We start from the raw sequence: 16362 nt of genomic DNA, 5'->3' as shown, positions 1-16362 counted from the left end.
TTGAGCCAAACTCAATACCCACATCGGCGAGGAGTTGCATGCCGACACAAATCCCAAGGAAGGCCGCCCCCTCTTCGCGCACACGGGTCTCTAAAGCCTCGCGCAGACCATCGACGGCAGCCAGATTGGCCGCGCAATCGGCAAAGGCACCCACACCGGGCAGAACGATCTGATCGGCCTTGGCGATACGATCGGGGTCTCTTGTCACACAGACATCGCGCGCCCCTGCTGCAACCAACGCCTTCTCCGCGGAACGAAGATTGCCAGAGCCATAGTCAATTAAGGTAAGCATTTCCGTGCCTTAAAGGACGCCCTTTGTGGAGGCGACCGCCCCATTCAAACGGGGATCAATTTCAATGGCGACCCGCAGGGCGCGCGCGAGGGCTTTATAACAGCTCTCGATAATATGGTGCGTATTCTGCCCATAGAGGTTTTCGACATGCAGACACACGCCCCCATTGCCGGCAAAGGCATGGAACCATTCTTTGAACAATTCGGTGTCCATCTCGCCGACCTTTGGCCGCTCAAAATGCACATTCCACACCAGATAGGGCCGGTTGGCCAAATCAAGGGAAGCGCGCGACAAGGTCTCGTCCATCGGGATATAGGCATGGCCAAAGCGGCGAATGCCAGCAAAGTCACCCAAAGCGCTTTTGAGCGCTTGGCCCATCACAATGCCGGTGTCTTCGACCGTATGGTGCATATCGATATGCAGATCGCCCTTGGTCTCAACCGTCAGATCAATCAGCGCATGCTTAGCAAAGCTTTCCAGCATATGGTCAAAGAAGCCAATTCCAGTCGAAACCTTGGCAATGCCCGTCCCGTCCAAATTCATGGTGACCGAGATTTGCGTTTCTTTCGTATTGCGCTGAATGGTAGCCGTTCGCACGATGAGATCTTTCCGATGATGGTCTAGGTGAACCCGCCATAAATTGGCGCGAACGGCCCCCTCTTAGCGCTTTGGGAAGACAAAGGAAACCAGCGATCGTGCTGGTTACAGTCTGCATCTGCGCCCCGCGGATTAAGGCCACGTCAACCTAATGTGTGCAAACAGGATAAGTTGTTCTGGGAACTTATTGGCTCTGTCGCCGAATCCCGAACTTTTGGGCGCAAAGTTTAGTGAAAGACTGGCTGGAAAACATCCTAAAGACGCTCGCCGGGAAGCTGACTTTGGCTTTCCTTGGCTTGATGAGTCTTGTGATGCTGGGCATGATCGTCATGCTAAGCTTTACAATTGGTCGTGGACCAGCCCTGGCTTGGGCCATTGGCGGATCGACCTTGTCGGCCGTGCTGGCGACTGCAGCCTTCTATGCCTTTGTGACGCGGATAACCGATCCGCTGCGCGACCTGACCGAATTTGCCCAGCAGACCAATTTAAAGCGCTTGGGCGTTCGCCTCGATATCCGCTCTGGCGATGAGCTTGAGATTCTGGCCCGTGCGCTAAACCGCATGATGCAGCGCTTGGATGCTTCCATGAAGCGCATCCAGCAATTGGCCTTTGTGGACACCATCACCGAACTGCCCAACCGAGACCGCTTCCGCCAAGAAACCGATGAGGCCGCCAAATCCAATGCGGCCAATAATCTGGTGGGTGCTGTCATCTCCATCGACGTCGACAAATTCATCCGCGTGCAAGAAACCCTCGGCCAGATTGCGGGCGAAGAATTATTGGGCCTTGTGGCGGAGCGACTTTCGGCGGCTGTGCGGGCGTCCGACCGGATTGTGCGCCTGCAGACCTGTATTGCCCGACCTGCGCTGCTTGCGCGGACGGGGATTTCAGAATTTGCCGTTTTGATCCCCGATATTGATGACCCGACCCAAGCCGGCCGCTTTGCGCAATTGGTTGCTGCGGGCTTGCGCCAGCACTTTGAACTGGGTGGCCACCGCATCGTGCTTGGGGCCTGCGCGGGTATCGCGATTTTCCCGCAAGATGGCGAGACAGGCGAAGAAGTCTTGCGCTCTGCCGATCTCGCCCTCAGCCATGCCCGCAATGGCGGCCGCAACCGCAGCGTCTTCTTCACCCGCAAGATGAACCAGCGCGCGCTGGAAAAGCTGGTTCTGGAGAACGAAATTCGTGCCGGGATCGAGCAAGGCCAGTTCATGGCCTATTTCCAGCCGAAAGTGGACTTGGGGACTGGCCGCATTCATGGCTGCGAAGCCTTGGTGCGCTGGAACCATCCGACCCAAGGCATGGTCTCGCCCACCAAATTTATCACCGCCGCAGAAGAAACCGGCCTGATCGCGCCTTTGGGCGATTATATCATGCGCGATGCCGCGAAAAAGGCTGCCGCTTGGCTGCGCCGGGGCATTGCCCTGCGCGTCGCGGTCAATGTGTCGGCCATGCAGTTTAATGACGATAACTTTACGGCCAAGGTGCAGAATATTTTGGCCGAAACGGGCCTACCCGCCTCGCTGTTTGAGCTGGAAATCACCGAATCCATCGCCATGAGCAATCCAGACCGGGTGATCCGCCTGCTGGAACCCTTGCGCAATAAGGGCGTGCGGATTGCCATTGACGACTTTGGCACGGGCCACTCTAACTTGGCAGCACTTACCCGTATGCCGTTTGACGTGTTTAAAATCGACCAAAGCTTTATCCGCGCTTTGGGCAAGGACCGCAACGCGCCGACCATGATCGAGACCATCATCGCGATGGCCGGCGGTCTGAATTATGAGACCGTTGCCGAAGGGGTTGAAACCCAAGAACAAGCGGCCTTCTTGAAGAAGCGCGGCGCGACTTTGGGCCAAGGTTATCTGTTTGGCTCACCCATGTCTGCCGACCAATTTGAAGCCCACGCCCGCAATTGGGCGGCCCGCGCCGATGGCTTGAGCCCTGCGCCCGCCATCGAAGGACTGCGCCGTACCAGCTAAGAGGACGGCGCGCGCCTTGAAGTCAGCCCGCACAGACGCCATTACATAGGCATGAGCGATTTTGAACGTCCCGCCGCCGACTGGCGCGGCACAACGATTTTGGCAGTGCGCAAAGGCGGCAAAGTGGTCGTCGTGGGCGACGGGCAAGTCTCGGTTGGCAATACAGTTATGAAACATGGGGCGCGCAAGGTGCGAACCTTAGCAGGCGGCACCGTGTTGACGGGCTTTGCCGGGGCAACGGCTGATGCCTTCACCTTGTTTGAGCGCCTCGAAGCCAAGCTGGAGCGCTTTCCCAATCAATTGTTGCGCGCCTGTGTGGAACTGGCCAAGGATTGGCGAACCGACCGCTATTTGCGCCGCTTAGAAGCCATGCTGATCTGCGCTGATAAGCACGGCACCTATGTGCTGACCGGTACAGGCGATGTGCTGGAACCCGACCACGCGGTTGCTGCCATCGGCTCTGGCGGGGGCTATGCTTTGGCCGCTGCCCGCGCCCTGTATGAGCAAGATCTCGACGCGGAAACCATTGCCCGCAAAGCCATGGCGATTGCAGCCGATATTTGTGTCTATACCAATGGCAATCTGACCCTAGAACAATTGGCGATCGTAGAATGACCGACCTTTCCCCCCGTGAAATTGTTTCCGAGCTCGACCGCCATGTGATTGGCCAGTCTGATGCCAAACGCGCAGTTGCCATTGCGCTGCGCAACCGATGGCGGCGCAAGCGCTTGCCGGAAAAGCTGCGCGAAGAAACGACACCCAAGAATATTCTGATGATCGGGCCCACGGGCGTCGGCAAGACCGAGATTGCCCGTCGTCTGGCCAAGCTGGCGGGCGCACCCTTTGTAAAAGTCGAAGCCACGAAGTTTACCGAAGTCGGCTATGTTGGCCGTGACGTGGATCAGATCATCCGCGATCTGGTGGAGGCAGCCATTCATCTGGTGCGCGACCGCCGCCGCAAAGATGTGCGCGCCAAAGCCGAAGCCATGGCAGAAGACCGGGTTCTAGACGCCCTTGTCGGTACCGAGGCCAGCCAAGGCACGCGCGAGGCCTTCCGCAAAAAACTACGCGGCGGTCTGTTAGCCGACAAAGAGATCGAGCTTGATTTTGACGTGAGCTCTCCCGCTGCCTCGATGATGGAGTTTCCAGGTGCCCCCGGCGGCATGATTGATCTGGGCACCATGCTGCAGAACCTGTCTGGCACCAAGAAGCGCACGCGCAAAACCACCGTGGCCGAAGCCTATGAGCCTTTGGTGACCGAAGAAAGCGACAAGCTGTTGGACAAGGATTCCATCACGCAAGAGGCCTTACTTCTGGCCGAAACCGAAGGCGTGGTCTTTATCGATGAAGTCGATAAAATTTGCGCACGCGCAGAGCGTCAAGGTGCCGATGTCAGCCGCGAAGGCGTGCAGCGCGATCTCTTGCCGCTGATTGAGGGCACGACGGTTTCAACCAAGCACGGCGCTTTGAAGACAGACTTCATTCTGTTCATCGCCTCGGGTGCCTTCCATGTGGCCAAGCCGTCCGATCTATTGCCCGAACTGCAAGGCCGCTTGCCGATCCGGGTTGAGCTGCAGGCCCTGACGCGCGATGATTTCCGCCGCATTCTGACAGAGCCTGAATCCAGCCTCGTGAAGCAATATGTTGGCCTGATGGGCACCGAAGGCGTGACGCTTTCCTTCACCGAAGAGGCCGTCGATGCCATTGCCGATGTGGCCGTGGCGGTAAACACCAGCGTGGAAAATATCGGTGCCCGCCGCTTACACACCGTCCTTGAACGCGTGCTGGACGACATCAGCTTCCACGCCACCGACCGCGGCGGCGAGACCATCGAGATCACGGGCACTTATGTGCGTGAAAAAGTCGATGGCCTCTCGAAGAATGCCGACTTGAGCCGGTTTGTGTTGTAGGTTCAGATTCCAGTGGCCTCGAGACTCTCCGATCATGGCTTTTGACGAATGACCATTGGCGCTTTGCAATAGGGACGAAGCAATGCTGCCTTTGTAGGGCATAGCCATCCGAGCAACTGCATCGTCCTCCTATGGTCCTCCAATAGGTTTCTTCGGAACAATGGTTCATGATGTGAAATGCGGTTTCGCAATTCAACTAAGTTGCGGACTTCATCATAAAGCTTCCGGCGATCGATGATATCTGGGAGATACGGAAAACTAAGTCGCAACTGCCTCGTCCAAATGTCTGGATTATATCTGCGATGCAGCATGCCGGCCCAAAAGCCGAATGAAAGACCTGCCACAATTTGCCCAGTCGTCAATGGTAGGCTTCTAGAATGGATGCGGCTTTTGACTTGACTCAAGTCGTTGACGCGCGGCTGATCCAAAAGGCTTAAGTATTGCCGATTGGCCCACCATTCTTCACCAAACTGAGCTGAAAGCGCATGATTTATCCGGTTTCGTAAACCAACCTCAACAGCTTGCGTGGGAATATAGAAAGTTGCTCCCACTTCGGAATTCCAGAGGTATAATCTCATCGCTCGCTGCTTATCGTGGCCAGAAGCGACCAGGTAGCTTGTTAAGCGATCAGTCGACAGAATGTCGGCAAGCGCTCGATATTGGTTTGGCGTAAGATTTCGTAGATTGATTTCTGCCATTGTTGCGCGTAATAAGCCTCGGTGAGCTAGAGTTCGTCACTGTTCTGCAAACGGCTCTAGACAGATAGATCCCCCGGACAGCCGAAAGGTCCTCCGGGGGTTTCGACTCTCAGCTTCCCAGTTTCATTTCATTTGTTTGACGCGCTCCCTAGGGAATTGCGGGTAAGACTTTCCGGTTGCGCTAAACAAAGCTTGTCTAAACTAACCTTAAGCATATTTTCGATCAAATAAATATCTCAAACATTGGAGCTCTTGCACTCTCAAAAGTGCAAATGAGCGCAACCGCCGAACTCAGCTGGTTTGTGTTGTAGGAAATGGGTGACCCTATTTTGAAGTAATGACCCCTAATCCCCGCCCCAAAGCGCGTGCCATGCGATCTAGGGCGCGTCCAGCGAGACTGGAGCTTGTGGGAAAAGACAGGCCGCCATGGACCAGATCGCCAAAATGCTCCAGCGTGACATCAATGCCTGCTGCGCGAAGACGGTCTGCAAACAAAACGCCATCTGGGCGCACGGGGTCCCAGCCCCCTGTCAGAATATCTGCACCTTTGATTTTGGATAGGTCTTCGGCCAGCAAAGGCGATACGCACGGATCGGTCGCAAGGGCTTGCCACTCTGGACCCAAATAGGAGAGGGCACACAAATCCCGCAAACTGCCTTCTTTCAAATTAGGGCTCGGCAGATTCTCGACCGTCAGCGTCAACCAAGGATAGAGCAAAAGCAGGCGGGCAGTCGGCCTAGCGAGCGCAACCCCTGCGGCCAGATTTCCACCGGCGGAATCCCCGCCTACGGCCAGCGCATCTGGCAAAACATCTAATTCAGCTGCCTCTTCGGCAAGATCATCCCAAATTGCCAAGGCATGATCATAGTCACTTGGAAACAAATGTTGCGGTGCCAGCCGATAACTCACCGACACAACCCGCACGCCCGATTTCAGCGCCAAATGTCGACACAAACTGTCGTAGGTCTCAACACTGTCGGCTAGAAACCCACCGCCGTGAAAGAACAAGAGACCCGGCCCCGGCGGCATGTCGGCCACAGGCTGACAATCGCGCGCCCGACCGCCAGATTGAGTGGAGAGCGTTCCACCAGAGTGATCGCCGTTCGACTAACCAGTCGAACAGCTTCAGCCGCCAATTCTTTAAACCGGGCTTAGGCTTTCCCCGATGGTGACACCTTTATCTACCGCGCAAACTTCTGGAATTTGATCCGGCTTGGGATGATTTCGGTTAGGCCCAGACGGCGCTTCTTGTCTTCTTCATAGGCTTCGAAATTGCCCTCAAACCATTCCACATGGCTGTCGCCTTCATAGGCGAGAATGTGGGTGGCCAAGCGGTCGAGGAACCAGCGGTCGTGGCTGATGACCACGGCGCAGCCGGGCCAAGCTTCCAGCGCATTTTCCAGCGCCGAGAGGGTTTCCACGTCCAAGTCATTGGTCGGCTCGTCCAGCAAGAGGACATTGGCACCCGAACGCAACGTCTTGGCGAGGTGAACGCGGTTACGCTCCCCACCCGACAACAGGCCGACTTTCTTTTGCTGGTCGCCACCTTTGAAATTAAACGTGCCAACATAAGCCCGCGAAGGCACTTCACGGCCGCCGACATCAATGATGTCGAGCCCGCCTGAAATCTCTTCCCAGACGTTTTTATTGTCATCCAAATGGTCGCGGCTTTGATCGACAAAGCCCAGCTTGACGCTTTCGCCAACCGTGATGGAACCGCTGTCTGGCTTTTCTTGACCGGTGATCATCTTAAACAGGGTGGACTTACCGGCCCCGTTGGGACCGATCACACCCACAATGCCGTTCTGCGGCAGTTTGAAGGTGAGGTCCTTAATCAGCATGCGATCGCCATAGCCTTTGGACAGATTGTCAAAGCGGATGACATTGGTGCCAAGACGGGGTCCAGGTGGGATTTGAATGGTGGCAAAGCTCTGCTTTTCGCGCTCAGCCGCATCCGCCATTTCTTCATAGCGGGCCAGACGGGCTTTCGACTTGGCTTGGCGGGCTTTCGGGCTTTGGCGCACCCAGTCCAATTCCTTGGCCATCATCTTAGACTTGGCATCGCTCTCGCGCTCTTCTTGGGCGATCCGCTTGGCCTTTTGTTCGAGCCAGCTGGAATAATTGCCTTCGTAAGGAATGCCCTTGCCGCGGTCGAGTTCCAGCGTCCACTTCGTCACTTGGTCAAGGAAGTAGCGGTCGTGGGTGACGAGGATGACGCAGCCGGGAAATTCTTCCAAATGGTGCTGAAGCCAAGCAACCGATTCTGCGTCCAAATGGTTGGTCGGCTCGTCCAGCATCATCATGTCTGGCTTGGACAGCAACAGGCGGCACAGCGCAACGCGGCGCTTTTCCCCGCCCGACAGCTTGGAAATATCGGCATCATTGTCTGGACAGCGCAAGGCGCCCATCGCCATTTCGATCTTGGCATCAATGTCCCACGCATCGGCCGCATCAATCTGCTCTTGCAGGGCGGTCATTTCTTCCATCAGCTCGTCGGAATAATCTTCCGCCATCTTCATGGAGATCTCGCCATAGCGATCAAACAAGATCTTCTCAGGACATTCGGCAATCACATTTTCCCACACGGACTTGGTGGGGTCTAAGTCTGGCTCCTGTGGCAGATAGCCCATTTTGGTGCCTTGGGCGGGGCGGGCTTCCCCGGTGAAATCCTTATCGATCCCGGCCATAATCTTCAGAAGCGTCGACTTACCCGAGCCATTGACGCCAACCACACCAATCTTCGCATCTGGGTAAAAGGACAACCAGATGTTTTCGAATACTTTCTTGCCGCCTGGATAGGCTTTGGTCAGGCCTTGCATTTGGAAGATATGCTGATGTGCCACGTATGTGTCTTTCTGTCGGTCAAGTGAGGAGTTGGCGGGGCTTTTAGCTGACCCGAAGGCGAAGGGGAAGGGTGCGCCATGCGGGGGACTTGTGCGGTTGCAGACGCATGTCTAACGGAGGGGATACAGGCGGCAACCCAAATCAAAAGGTGGGGTCGATGAAGGTTTTGTTCGACACCAATATTCTGATCGATCACCTGCAAGGCCATCGCGCGGCGACTGAGGCCCTTGCGGCCTATAGTGGTGCGGCCATTTCAGTCATCACATGGGTTGAAGTCATGTCAGGCGTGCCTTCCACGCAGGAAGAGGCCATGCGGCTGTGGCTCGACCGCTTTCACCTGATTGAGGTCGACGCCGACATCGCCGTTTACGCCGCCCTGCTGCGCCACGAACGGCGGCTTGATCTGGCCGACGCCTTGATCGTCGCCACCGCGCAAGCCAGTGGCCGCACCTTGGTGACCCGAGACCGGGCGCTGTGCGAAGATTTGGACGATCCGCCCGTCTTGATCCCTTATGCGTTAGACACCGACCAAGCCTGATCCCAAACATGTCCAAGGTCTGAACACGCTATGGCCATCTTAACGCCAAACTAACCATGTTTGGGTTTAACAAGCCGAGGGGCGATTTTGGAGCCACATTATGTTAGACCGAAAACTTGCTATTCTTTGTGCGGCAGCCCTGGCTTTGGGCACGCCGGCATTTGCGCAAACCACAGGGCCAACACCCGATGACTCCGCCACGTCATCGCGTTCGGCGCCCGCATCCAACAAGACCAATCCAGATGGGTTCACCCAGCAGGAAATCATCGATGCTGCCGGCACCTTCTTTGGCAAAACCTCGGGCAGTGTTGGCCAAGCGGTGGAACGCGTGTTCCAAGATCAGGGCAGCCCAGTTGGCTATATCCGTGGCGACGAATATGCCGCTGCGGTTGGATTTGGCCTGCGTTATGGCCAAGGCACCTTGGTGATGAAAGACGGGCAAGAGCGGCGCGTCTTCTGGCAGGGTCCGTCGATTGGCCTCGATACGGGCGGCAATGCCAGCAAGGTCTTCACCTTGGTCTATAATCTGCAAAACCCAGATGGCATTTATCGCCGCTATCCCGGTGTTGAGGGTGCAGCCTTCTTTGTGGCAGGCATTGCCGTGACCTATCAGCGCGCCGAGGGCGTGACTTTGGCCCCGATGCGCACGGGCCTTGGCTTCCGGGCCGGGGTGAATGCTGGCTATACGGCTTATTCCAAGCGCCGCCGCGCCATTCCCTTCTGATCGCTCACGCAGATTTGAGTGAAAAAGCCTGAATAATCTGATCGACCTGCGCAGCCGTCGGCTGTGCAGCGTCGACAGCCAGCGCGTCTTCGGGTGTCTCTAAAGTCGAAAATTGCGAGGCCAAAATGCTGGGCCCGGCGAAATGGCCTTGGCGGGTTAGAAGGCGGTCATGGGCAAGATCGGTCCCGATCACCAAATGCACCAGATAATCGGGCGACAGGCTGGTTCGATGGATCGCCTTCAAGGCAGAGCACGCCAAAATCGTCGACACCCCAGCCTCGTCAAACACCGGCTTTATCCGCGCCAACCACGCCGCACGATCCGTCTCATCCAAAGTGACGCCAGAGGCGATCTTGGCCTTGGCCTCGGGGGCGTGAAAGTCATCGGCATCGAGGAAACGCCAGTTAAGCCGGGCCGCCAAAGCCGTGCCCAAGGTTGTCTTACCCGCGCCAGAGACGCCCATGATTACCAATTTCGCCATGCCCCGCCTTTAGCGGAACCACCCCCGCCCCAGCAAGTCAGCCGCACAGGGCGAAATGACACCCAAATCAATGATAAGCCAATTGACGCCCGCCCCCATGTCCTCTAAATCCCCGCTTCCGTTGCCCAGATGGCGGAATTGGTAGACGCACTGCTTTCAGGTAGCAGCGCCGCGAGGCGTGGAGGTTCGAGTCCTCTTCTGGGCACCACTTTTCTTTTTAGCTAACTGAGAACGATCGCAGGCATCAAAAGCTCTGCTGATGCGGGCAGTTGCTTTGGTTTGAATTTCGTTGATTTCGATCGCTGGGGCATCGAGCGTATGCAGCGAGAGATCGCCCGTCTACTTTCCTTATTCGTCGTTATCGTGACTGTGGGCAGGCTCTGTCCAGACAAGGCTGGCAGCCGGAAAGGTGAAGACAGCGATGATGCCGCCCCAGAAGAGGGTTTTCCAATGATCGCCATCTGATGGCATCCACCACTTCTGATCATGGGCAAGCTGCATATAGATTAAGGCCGAAATGAGCAGTGCAGCCAAGCCGCTATAAGCGAGCGTGTGGGCTTTGTGGCGAACCTGCCGCTCACGCTCGTCAAGAAGATCGTCATGCGCATGGCTCAACTGATAGGCATAACTGGCTGAAAAAGCAGCCGCGACGAGACCAGCCACAATCATAAGCCCTAGACCGCCTAAGTCCATCCAATCATTAGATGGGGCAAGGCGAAGCATGGCACCGATTGGGTAGAAGGTGAACATAACAAATGTTGCGGCACGGCCGAGCCAGTTAGGCCAAGACCCCGCAGGGCCCCATCCAAATTGAAATGACATTCTCACTCTCCTTTCTGCGCCGCGCGCAACGTTTCTGAAAGAGGCGGGAATGGCGTGAGCGAGAAAATCTGCTCAACAGGCAGCTTGAAAAACGTTGCCAGTCTCAAGGCTAGTTCAATGCTTGGACTGTATTCCCCACGCTCCAAATAACCAATCGTCTGGAAAGTCACACCGACTGCGCTTGCAAGATCTTGGCGACTAAGACCTTGCGCCACTCGCAACACGCTAACCCGATTATGAACTTCGCTCTTTTCTTGCCGTTTGCGCATAAGGCCCCTGTACCAATGAACGGTTTCAGATCCCGCACCTTTGTTGACAGAATGTAGTGCATATCATACATTCCGTCAAGGTTGGATTGTTTTAGAGGAATTTATAATGTCAGAATCCACAGCCCCCTCAAAGAAGCCTTGGCATCGCTGGGCAGTTGGCGCAGTTTTATTGGCCCAAGCATTATTTGAGCTTACCAACATTGCCGCAGCTTTTGCGATTGGATCGGGCCGGACACCGGCACCGGTTGACATGGCGCAAGAAGCTGTAAGGTATTACGCCGCCCTAGCAGATTGGGAGCACATTGTTGGCCTCATCTATTCGGTCTTACTTGGCGTCACTGCGATCGGGGTGTTCATGTGGGCAGGATGGACCCGCATTGTCTTCCTGGGGAGAGCGATAATCCATATCGCTTACTTTAGCTTTCATTTGGCAACATCAACCTATGTGCCCACATTCGGCATCACTGGCTTTGCTATCTTTACTGGCGTGCTGGGTCTGACGGGCTTGTATGTGTTGTTATTGGTTGGCCGGAAAAGGATGGGCCAGCTTCCAGCTGACTGACCTCAAATTCCACATCCCTCATATCTGCATGCCACCGAATGATTGCTCTACCCAACAATGTGGATGAACCTGTGTCATTCATTGGCTTGCCTCGATTGGAAGATCGGCATTCGCGCTAATCTCCTATCGGGCCTCCTGACGAACCAAATCTTTTCAGACAGGGCAGCAAAACAAGGGGCAGGCTTTTGCGGACTGATTAAGCAAGAGGTGCCCCCCGTTGCGCATAAATCATAAAGCCATGATGGTCGCCGTGGTTGGTGGGTTCTAAGATGAAGTGGGGGCAGTTGGCGTCTGTGAGCCGGGCGAGGACTTGGTTGAGGTCATAGTCATACATGGTGATTTGCCCGAGATCGCGGCTGGGCATCAGGTTGTTTCGAAGTGCGCGAAGCCATTTGCGCACTGGGCCTGCGGTGTCTGGCGGAAAGCGTGTTGGATCGCGATGGGTTGTAACCTGTAGCGAGAGAAAGCCGCCCGGCCTTAGGCTAGAGACTAAATCTGCGATCAGGTCGAGGCCCTTCGCCGGGGGAATATGTTGCAGGACAATGTAGGAATTGATCCAGTCAAACGGGCCAAATTCAGCGGCGGCCTGGGGCGTTGGCACAAGCTTTACCCGGGCAAGGCCCAGTTCATCCACATGGGCTTGGCAGATGGCCCGCATCGAGTCAGCAATGTCTACGCCCACGGCCCGGTTCGCGCGTTGCGCCATCGGCACCAATAAGCGGCCAACACCGGCCCCAAAATCTAAACAAGCGTCAAAATGATCGGGCGCAGAAAAATAGCGTTTCAGGGCCGCATGGAACCTATCCACATCGAACAGGCCACTGTCATAAAACGCCTGTCGACCCAAAGCATCCATCGTGCCGGCCCGATAGCGCTCGTCCGTTATCACGGCCCAATAGGGGTCCACCTTGCCTAATTGGTTCCAGTCGGAGTCGGTATCGCGTTTGCTTTGCATGAATTTCAAACGGTCTCCACACGCCCGCACGGGCTCTCCGCATTCGCCCCTTATGCGCGAACTTGGCCCGTTCCAAAAGAGGGCGGCCGACCGGCACCTGTAATCAACCCCCAACACCTTTTGCGGTGCCGCGCAAAAAGGCTTAGAGAGGGTCACAACCCTGTCGTAGCCGTTTGTTCGGTGCGCCAGAACCTGCAGTGAAAGACCACAAGAGGCTTAAGACGTGACGATTCATTCTTACGAGGGCGATTTACCAGATGGCCTAGATTTAGGCCCCGTTGTGGCTGTTGATACAGAAACCCTTGGCCTGTCCCTGGTGCGCGATGCCTTATGCGTGGTGCAATTAAGCTCTGGCGACGGCAATGCCCATATCGTCCGCCTTAATCGGCCAAGCTATGACTGCCCGAATTTAAAAGCGCTGCTGGCTAATCCCAAGGTGGAAAAATTGTTTCACTTTGCGCGCTTTGATGTCGCCATGTGCAAGCACTATCTGGGCGTCAAGATAAGCCCCATTTTCTGTACAAAGATCGCCTCCAAACTGGTCCGTACCTATACAGACCGCCACGGCCTGAAGGATTTGGTCAAGGAATTGGTGGGCGTTGAACTCAATAAGCAGCAGCAAAGCTCTGACTGGGGGGCTGCGCAGTTAAGTGAGGCGCAACTGGCTTATGCGGCCTCCGACGTTTTGTATCTGCATGCGGCCAAAACGCGCTTGGTGGAAATGTTGACCCGTGAAAACCGCTTGGAAATTGCCCAAGCTTGCTTCGATTTCTTGCCCGTCCGCGCCGATTTGGACTTGATGGGCTGGTCTGAGTCAGACATCTTTTCCCACGCATGACCAGCATCGACGCACAAACATTACAGCCTGCTAGGCGACGCCTGACCCCGAATGATGCGCGCTTGCGCACCCTTCGTGTGAAGACCACGCGCTCGATTTTTTTGGCAGGCGCTGCTTTATCAACCCTATTGTTGATTGGCAGCGTGATTGTGCGCGGCGTGCAAGGTGCCGCCATTGATACAAGCAAGCTTGTCCAAGGCGATCAATTTGTGATGGAATCTCCTGAATTTATTGGCAATACGCGCGAAGGCAAACGCCTTAAAGTAACCGGGGCGCGGGCGACGCGCAGTGTTTCAGACGCTGCTGGGGCGGTGCGTCTGGAGAAGCCGAAACTCGAGACCGCTGACGGCAGCGTCGCGACAGCCGATGAAGGCATATGGTCGCAAGACGCCCAAACCTTGTCTCTCAAAGGCAATGTTGTGTTTTCGCGCAAGGCAGGTGAGCGGGCAACCGGCGTTTCGGCCATGTGGACATCTGACCCATCCGTCCTGACAGTGGAGGGCGGCACCCAAATCACGTTGCCCAGTGGCGAAACGGCGACTGCCCAATCGTTACAATGGGACGAAGCCAAGGGGGCTGTGGCACTTCTGGGCAATGCCCGCGTGACCTTCAAAGATGGCGAAGCAACTTCAGATCAGGCTTATTTCGATAAGGAATCCCGCACCCTAACCGGCACGGGTTCAATCCGCATTCGCTCAGAGCTAGGCACAGGGGCCGCAGACCGCTATGTATATAATACCGCAAGTAAGAGGCTGCAGCTGACAGGGAATGTCATCGCGCAACTGAGGTGATAATTTCAACGCTAGGCAGGTGTGTCTGGTGGCTAGATGTGACGAATCTCTATCAATGGACTTGATATGACCCAGTTAAAGAAGTTTGCCGCTCCCGGTTTTCTCATGCTGCTAGGCTTAGGCCTTGTCGGCGGCACGGCTTTGGCGCAGGCGACCAGCGGCAATGGCCCGATTGAAGTATCGGCCAATGATCTGGTCTATGATCCCGCGGCCGGGGTTAGCACCTTGGTTGGCAATGCCTCTGTAGCGCAAGATGGGGCGGTTTTGCGGGCTCCGCGCATCCGCGTCACCTATCTGAAGGGTGCCAATGGGGCCAACGGCGATATCGACAAAGTCTATACCGAGGGGGAAACATTTTATGTCACCCCAACCGAAAAGATTCGCGGGGATCGGGCGATCTTTGATGCCCCCGCCAATACGGTGCAGTTTTTCGGCAATGTGGTCGCCGTTCAAGGCCAAAGCGTGCTGAAAGGCTCAATGCTGACCCTGAATACCAAGACCCGCGCCTCGACCATGCGGGGTATGGACGGGCGCGTTCGGGCCGTTATTTTCCCGAATGACAGCCAAACAGCAAAAGGCGGTTCAGCCCGCAAATGACGCCGCAAGCTGCCAGCGCTAGATCTCCTGAAGAAATGGGCTTGATCGCGAACGACCTTGGCAAGGCCTATAAGGGTCGCCAAGTGGTCAATGGCGTTTCGCTAAGCCTAAAGCGGGGTGAGGTGTTGGGGCTGTTGGGGCCCAATGGCGCGGGCAAAACAACCTGCTTCTACATGGTGATGGGCCTGATCCAGCCAGACTTTGGTGACATCTCGATTGACGGCCAAGATGTTACGCTTTTGCCCATGTATGTGCGGGCGCGCTTGGGCCTTGGCTATTTGCCGCAGGAACCTTCGATCTTTCGCGGCATGAGCGTGGAAGACAATGTGCTGGCCGTATTGGAAACGATTGAACCCGATCCATCGATTCGCGAGGCGCGCGCCACCGAACTTTTGACCGAATTGCGAATCGATCGCTTGCGCAAACAGCGCGCAACCTCGCTCTCCGGCGGGGAACGGCGGCGCTTGGAAATCGCCCGCGCGCTTGCAACCGACCCTTCTTTCATTCTTTTGGACGAGCCATTTGCCGGGATTGACCCGCTGGCCATCGCCGACATCCGTGATTTGATTGGATTTTTAAAGCAACGTGGCATTGGTGTGCTAATCACTGATCATAATGTCAGAGATACACTGAATATTATTGATCGTGCGACTATCATATTTGACGGCGAGGTTCTCTTCGAGGGTTCGCCAGACGAAGTGTTACACCAGCCCGACGTCCGCCGTGTTTATCTTGGAGCGGATTTTAAGGCCTAACGGGGACGAGTAGAATGGCTATCGCACCGCGCATGGAGCTTCGACAGGGCCAAGGCCTTGTTATGACGCCCCAATTGCAGCAAGCGATCAAGCTGTTGCAAATGTCCACCGTTGAACTGGCCGTCTATGTTGAGCAAGAATTAGAGCGCAATCCCGTGCTTGAGCGCGTGGATGACGTGGACGATTACGGCATCGAAGATGTGCCAGATATTGACCCGCGCGAAGCAGGCCCAGCCAGCGACGGTCCACAAGAATTATGCGCCAATGGCGAAGGGCCAGACCCCCATGCGGAATCCGCCCTCGATGCAAGCTATGAAGACGTACACAACGATGCCGATATGCCGGCAAGCGAGGCCATCGGCTCGACCGTGGATTGGAGCAAGGCGGGCGAAGGTCGCGGCGGCTTTGAAGATTTAGACGACTTTGAGAGCCGCCTGACCCAAACGGTCTCGCTGCGCGATCATTTGGAAAGCCAAGCTGTCTTGGCATTTTCTTCCCCGGTCGACCGGATGGTTGCTAGCTATTTGATCGACCATGTCGACGACGCCGGCTATTTGCGCGCCGACATGAGCGAAGTGGCCGAACGTCTGGGCATTGACCACGAAGCGCTAGAGCTTGTGGTGCAGACTTTGCAGACTTTTGATCCCACCGGCGTGTGCGCGCGCAGCGTGGAAGAATGCTTGGCCGCGCAGCTGAAAGAGCGCGAC

Annotated in this window: 18 protein-coding genes, 1 tRNA gene and 2 pseudogenes; 12 read left to right on the top strand and 9 right to left on the bottom strand. The window is 55.9% G+C overall.

Features of this window, described 5'->3' with window-relative positions:
- Together IOB61_RS05950 and hisB are read right to left on the bottom strand one after the other, a co-directional pair.
- Window positions 1-292: pseudogene (locus IOB61_RS05950) on the bottom strand (imidazole glycerol phosphate synthase subunit HisH); the annotation flags it as partial.
- 9 nt (window positions 293-301) lie between these two features.
- Entirely contained in the window at window positions 302-892 is a 591-nt protein-coding gene (hisB, locus tag IOB61_RS05945; RefSeq protein WP_085340569.1) for an imidazoleglycerol-phosphate dehydratase HisB, read from the bottom strand.
- 227 nt (window positions 893-1119) lie between these two features.
- On the opposite strand from hisB, the gene IOB61_RS05940 reads away from it, so the two are divergent.
- From IOB61_RS05940 to hslU, 3 genes are read left to right on the top strand one after another with little or no spacing between them, the layout of a single operon-like run.
- Window positions 1120-2871, top strand: coding sequence for an EAL domain-containing protein (locus tag IOB61_RS05940; protein ID WP_290813616.1), 1752 nt, complete (start codon window positions 1120-1122; stop codon window positions 2869-2871).
- Window positions 2872-2922: 51 nt separating this feature from the next.
- Window positions 2923-3486: an ATP-dependent protease subunit HslV gene (hslV, locus tag IOB61_RS05935; RefSeq protein ID WP_290813613.1), complete on the top strand. Its 564-nt coding sequence runs from the start codon at window positions 2923-2925 to the stop codon at window positions 3484-3486.
- Complete coding sequence (gene hslU, locus IOB61_RS05930; protein WP_290813610.1) at window positions 3483-4781, top strand: ATP-dependent protease ATPase subunit HslU; 1299 nt, start codon at window positions 3483-3485, stop codon at window positions 4779-4781. Before hslV ends, hslU begins: the two co-directional genes overlap by 4 nt.
- 32 nt (window positions 4782-4813) lie before the next feature.
- On the opposite strand, the gene IOB61_RS05925 is transcribed toward hslU, so the two are convergent.
- The 3 genes from IOB61_RS05925 to ettA all read right to left on the bottom strand — a co-directional run bounded on the left by IOB61_RS05925 (window position 4814) and on the right by ettA (window position 8322).
- Window positions 4814-5479 carry an Abi family protein gene (locus IOB61_RS05925; RefSeq protein WP_290813607.1) on the bottom strand — a complete coding sequence of 222 codons (666 nt, stop codon included), beginning with the start codon at window positions 5477-5479 and terminating at the stop codon, window positions 4814-4816.
- Window positions 5480-5803: 324 nt separating this feature from the next.
- Window positions 5804-6508 carry an alpha/beta hydrolase gene (locus IOB61_RS05920; RefSeq protein WP_290813619.1) on the bottom strand — a complete coding sequence of 235 codons (705 nt, stop codon included), beginning with the start codon at window positions 6506-6508 and terminating at the stop codon, window positions 5804-5806.
- 152 nt (window positions 6509-6660) lie between these two features.
- Window positions 6661-8322, bottom strand: a complete 1662-nt coding sequence (gene ettA / locus IOB61_RS05915; RefSeq protein WP_290813604.1) for an energy-dependent translational throttle protein EttA — start codon at window positions 8320-8322, stop codon at window positions 6661-6663.
- Between the two features lie 158 nt (window positions 8323-8480).
- Between ettA and IOB61_RS05910 the strand changes: the two genes are divergently transcribed.
- Together IOB61_RS05910 and IOB61_RS05905 are read left to right on the top strand one after the other, a co-directional pair.
- Window positions 8481-8861: a PIN domain-containing protein gene (locus IOB61_RS05910; RefSeq protein WP_290813601.1), complete on the top strand. Its 381-nt coding sequence runs from the start codon at window positions 8481-8483 to the stop codon at window positions 8859-8861.
- 100 nt (window positions 8862-8961) lie between these two features.
- Window positions 8962-9585: an EipA family protein gene (locus IOB61_RS05905; protein ID WP_290813598.1), complete on the top strand. Its 624-nt coding sequence runs from the start codon at window positions 8962-8964 to the stop codon at window positions 9583-9585.
- 4 nt (window positions 9586-9589) lie between these two features.
- Here IOB61_RS05905 and IOB61_RS05900 read toward each other — a convergent pair whose 3' ends face one another.
- Window positions 9590-10066: a shikimate kinase gene (locus tag IOB61_RS05900; RefSeq protein WP_290813595.1), complete on the bottom strand. Its 477-nt coding sequence runs from the start codon at window positions 10064-10066 to the stop codon at window positions 9590-9592.
- 123 nt (window positions 10067-10189) lie between these two features.
- On the opposite strand from IOB61_RS05900, the gene IOB61_RS05895 reads away from it, so the two are divergent.
- Window positions 10190-10274, top strand: a tRNA-Leu gene (locus IOB61_RS05895).
- Window positions 10275-10414: 140 nt separating this feature from the next.
- Here IOB61_RS05895 and IOB61_RS05890 read toward each other — a convergent pair.
- Window positions 10415-10888 carry a hypothetical protein gene (locus IOB61_RS05890; RefSeq protein ID WP_290813592.1) on the bottom strand — a complete coding sequence of 158 codons (474 nt, stop codon included), beginning with the start codon at window positions 10886-10888 and terminating at the stop codon, window positions 10415-10417.
- A 2-nt stretch (window positions 10889-10890) separates the two neighbouring features.
- Window positions 10891-11157: a helix-turn-helix transcriptional regulator gene (locus tag IOB61_RS05885; protein WP_290813589.1), complete on the bottom strand. Its 267-nt coding sequence runs from the start codon at window positions 11155-11157 to the stop codon at window positions 10891-10893.
- A gap of 106 nt (window positions 11158-11263) precedes the next feature.
- Between IOB61_RS05885 and IOB61_RS05880 the strand changes: the two genes are divergently transcribed.
- Window positions 11264-11719, top strand: coding sequence for a hypothetical protein (locus tag IOB61_RS05880; RefSeq protein ID WP_290813586.1), 456 nt, complete (start codon window positions 11264-11266; stop codon window positions 11717-11719).
- A 196-nt stretch (window positions 11720-11915) separates the two neighbouring features.
- On the opposite strand, the gene IOB61_RS05875 is transcribed toward IOB61_RS05880, so the two are convergent.
- A complete protein-coding gene (locus IOB61_RS05875) occupies window positions 11916-12674 on the bottom strand; it encodes a bifunctional 2-polyprenyl-6-hydroxyphenol methylase/3-demethylubiquinol 3-O-methyltransferase UbiG (protein WP_290813583.1) in 759 nt (252 codons plus the stop codon).
- A gap of 223 nt (window positions 12675-12897) precedes the next feature.
- On the opposite strand from IOB61_RS05875, the gene IOB61_RS05870 reads away from it, so the two are divergent.
- The 5 genes and pseudogenes from IOB61_RS05870 to IOB61_RS05850 form a co-directional block, all read left to right on the top strand.
- Window positions 12898-13512, top strand: a complete 615-nt coding sequence (locus IOB61_RS05870) for a ribonuclease D (RefSeq protein WP_290813580.1) — start codon at window positions 12898-12900, stop codon at window positions 13510-13512.
- The gene (locus IOB61_RS05865; protein ID WP_290813577.1) at window positions 13509-14303 is read left to right on the top strand and encodes a hypothetical protein; all 795 of its coding nucleotides are present in this window, start codon (window positions 13509-13511) and stop codon (window positions 14301-14303) included. Before IOB61_RS05870 ends, IOB61_RS05865 begins: the two co-directional genes overlap by 4 nt.
- A 66-nt stretch (window positions 14304-14369) precedes the next feature.
- Entirely contained in the window at window positions 14370-14900 is a 531-nt protein-coding gene (locus IOB61_RS05860) for an LptA/OstA family protein (protein WP_290813574.1), read from the top strand.
- On the top strand, window positions 14897-15655 hold the full coding sequence (lptB, locus tag IOB61_RS05855) for an LPS export ABC transporter ATP-binding protein (RefSeq protein ID WP_085339350.1): 759 nt from the start codon (window positions 14897-14899) through the stop codon (window positions 15653-15655). Before IOB61_RS05860 ends, lptB begins: the two co-directional genes overlap by 4 nt.
- Before the next feature lie 14 nt (window positions 15656-15669).
- Window positions 15670-16362: pseudogene (locus IOB61_RS05850) on the top strand (RNA polymerase sigma-54 factor); the annotation flags it as partial.

Source organism: Aquidulcibacter sp. (genome assembly GCF_020253525.1).
Classification (GTDB): Bacteria; Pseudomonadota; Alphaproteobacteria; order Caulobacterales; family Aquidulcibacteraceae; genus Aquidulcibacter.
Note: the sequence above shows the minus strand (reverse complement) of the source record. Positions and strands in the feature narration are given on the sequence as shown.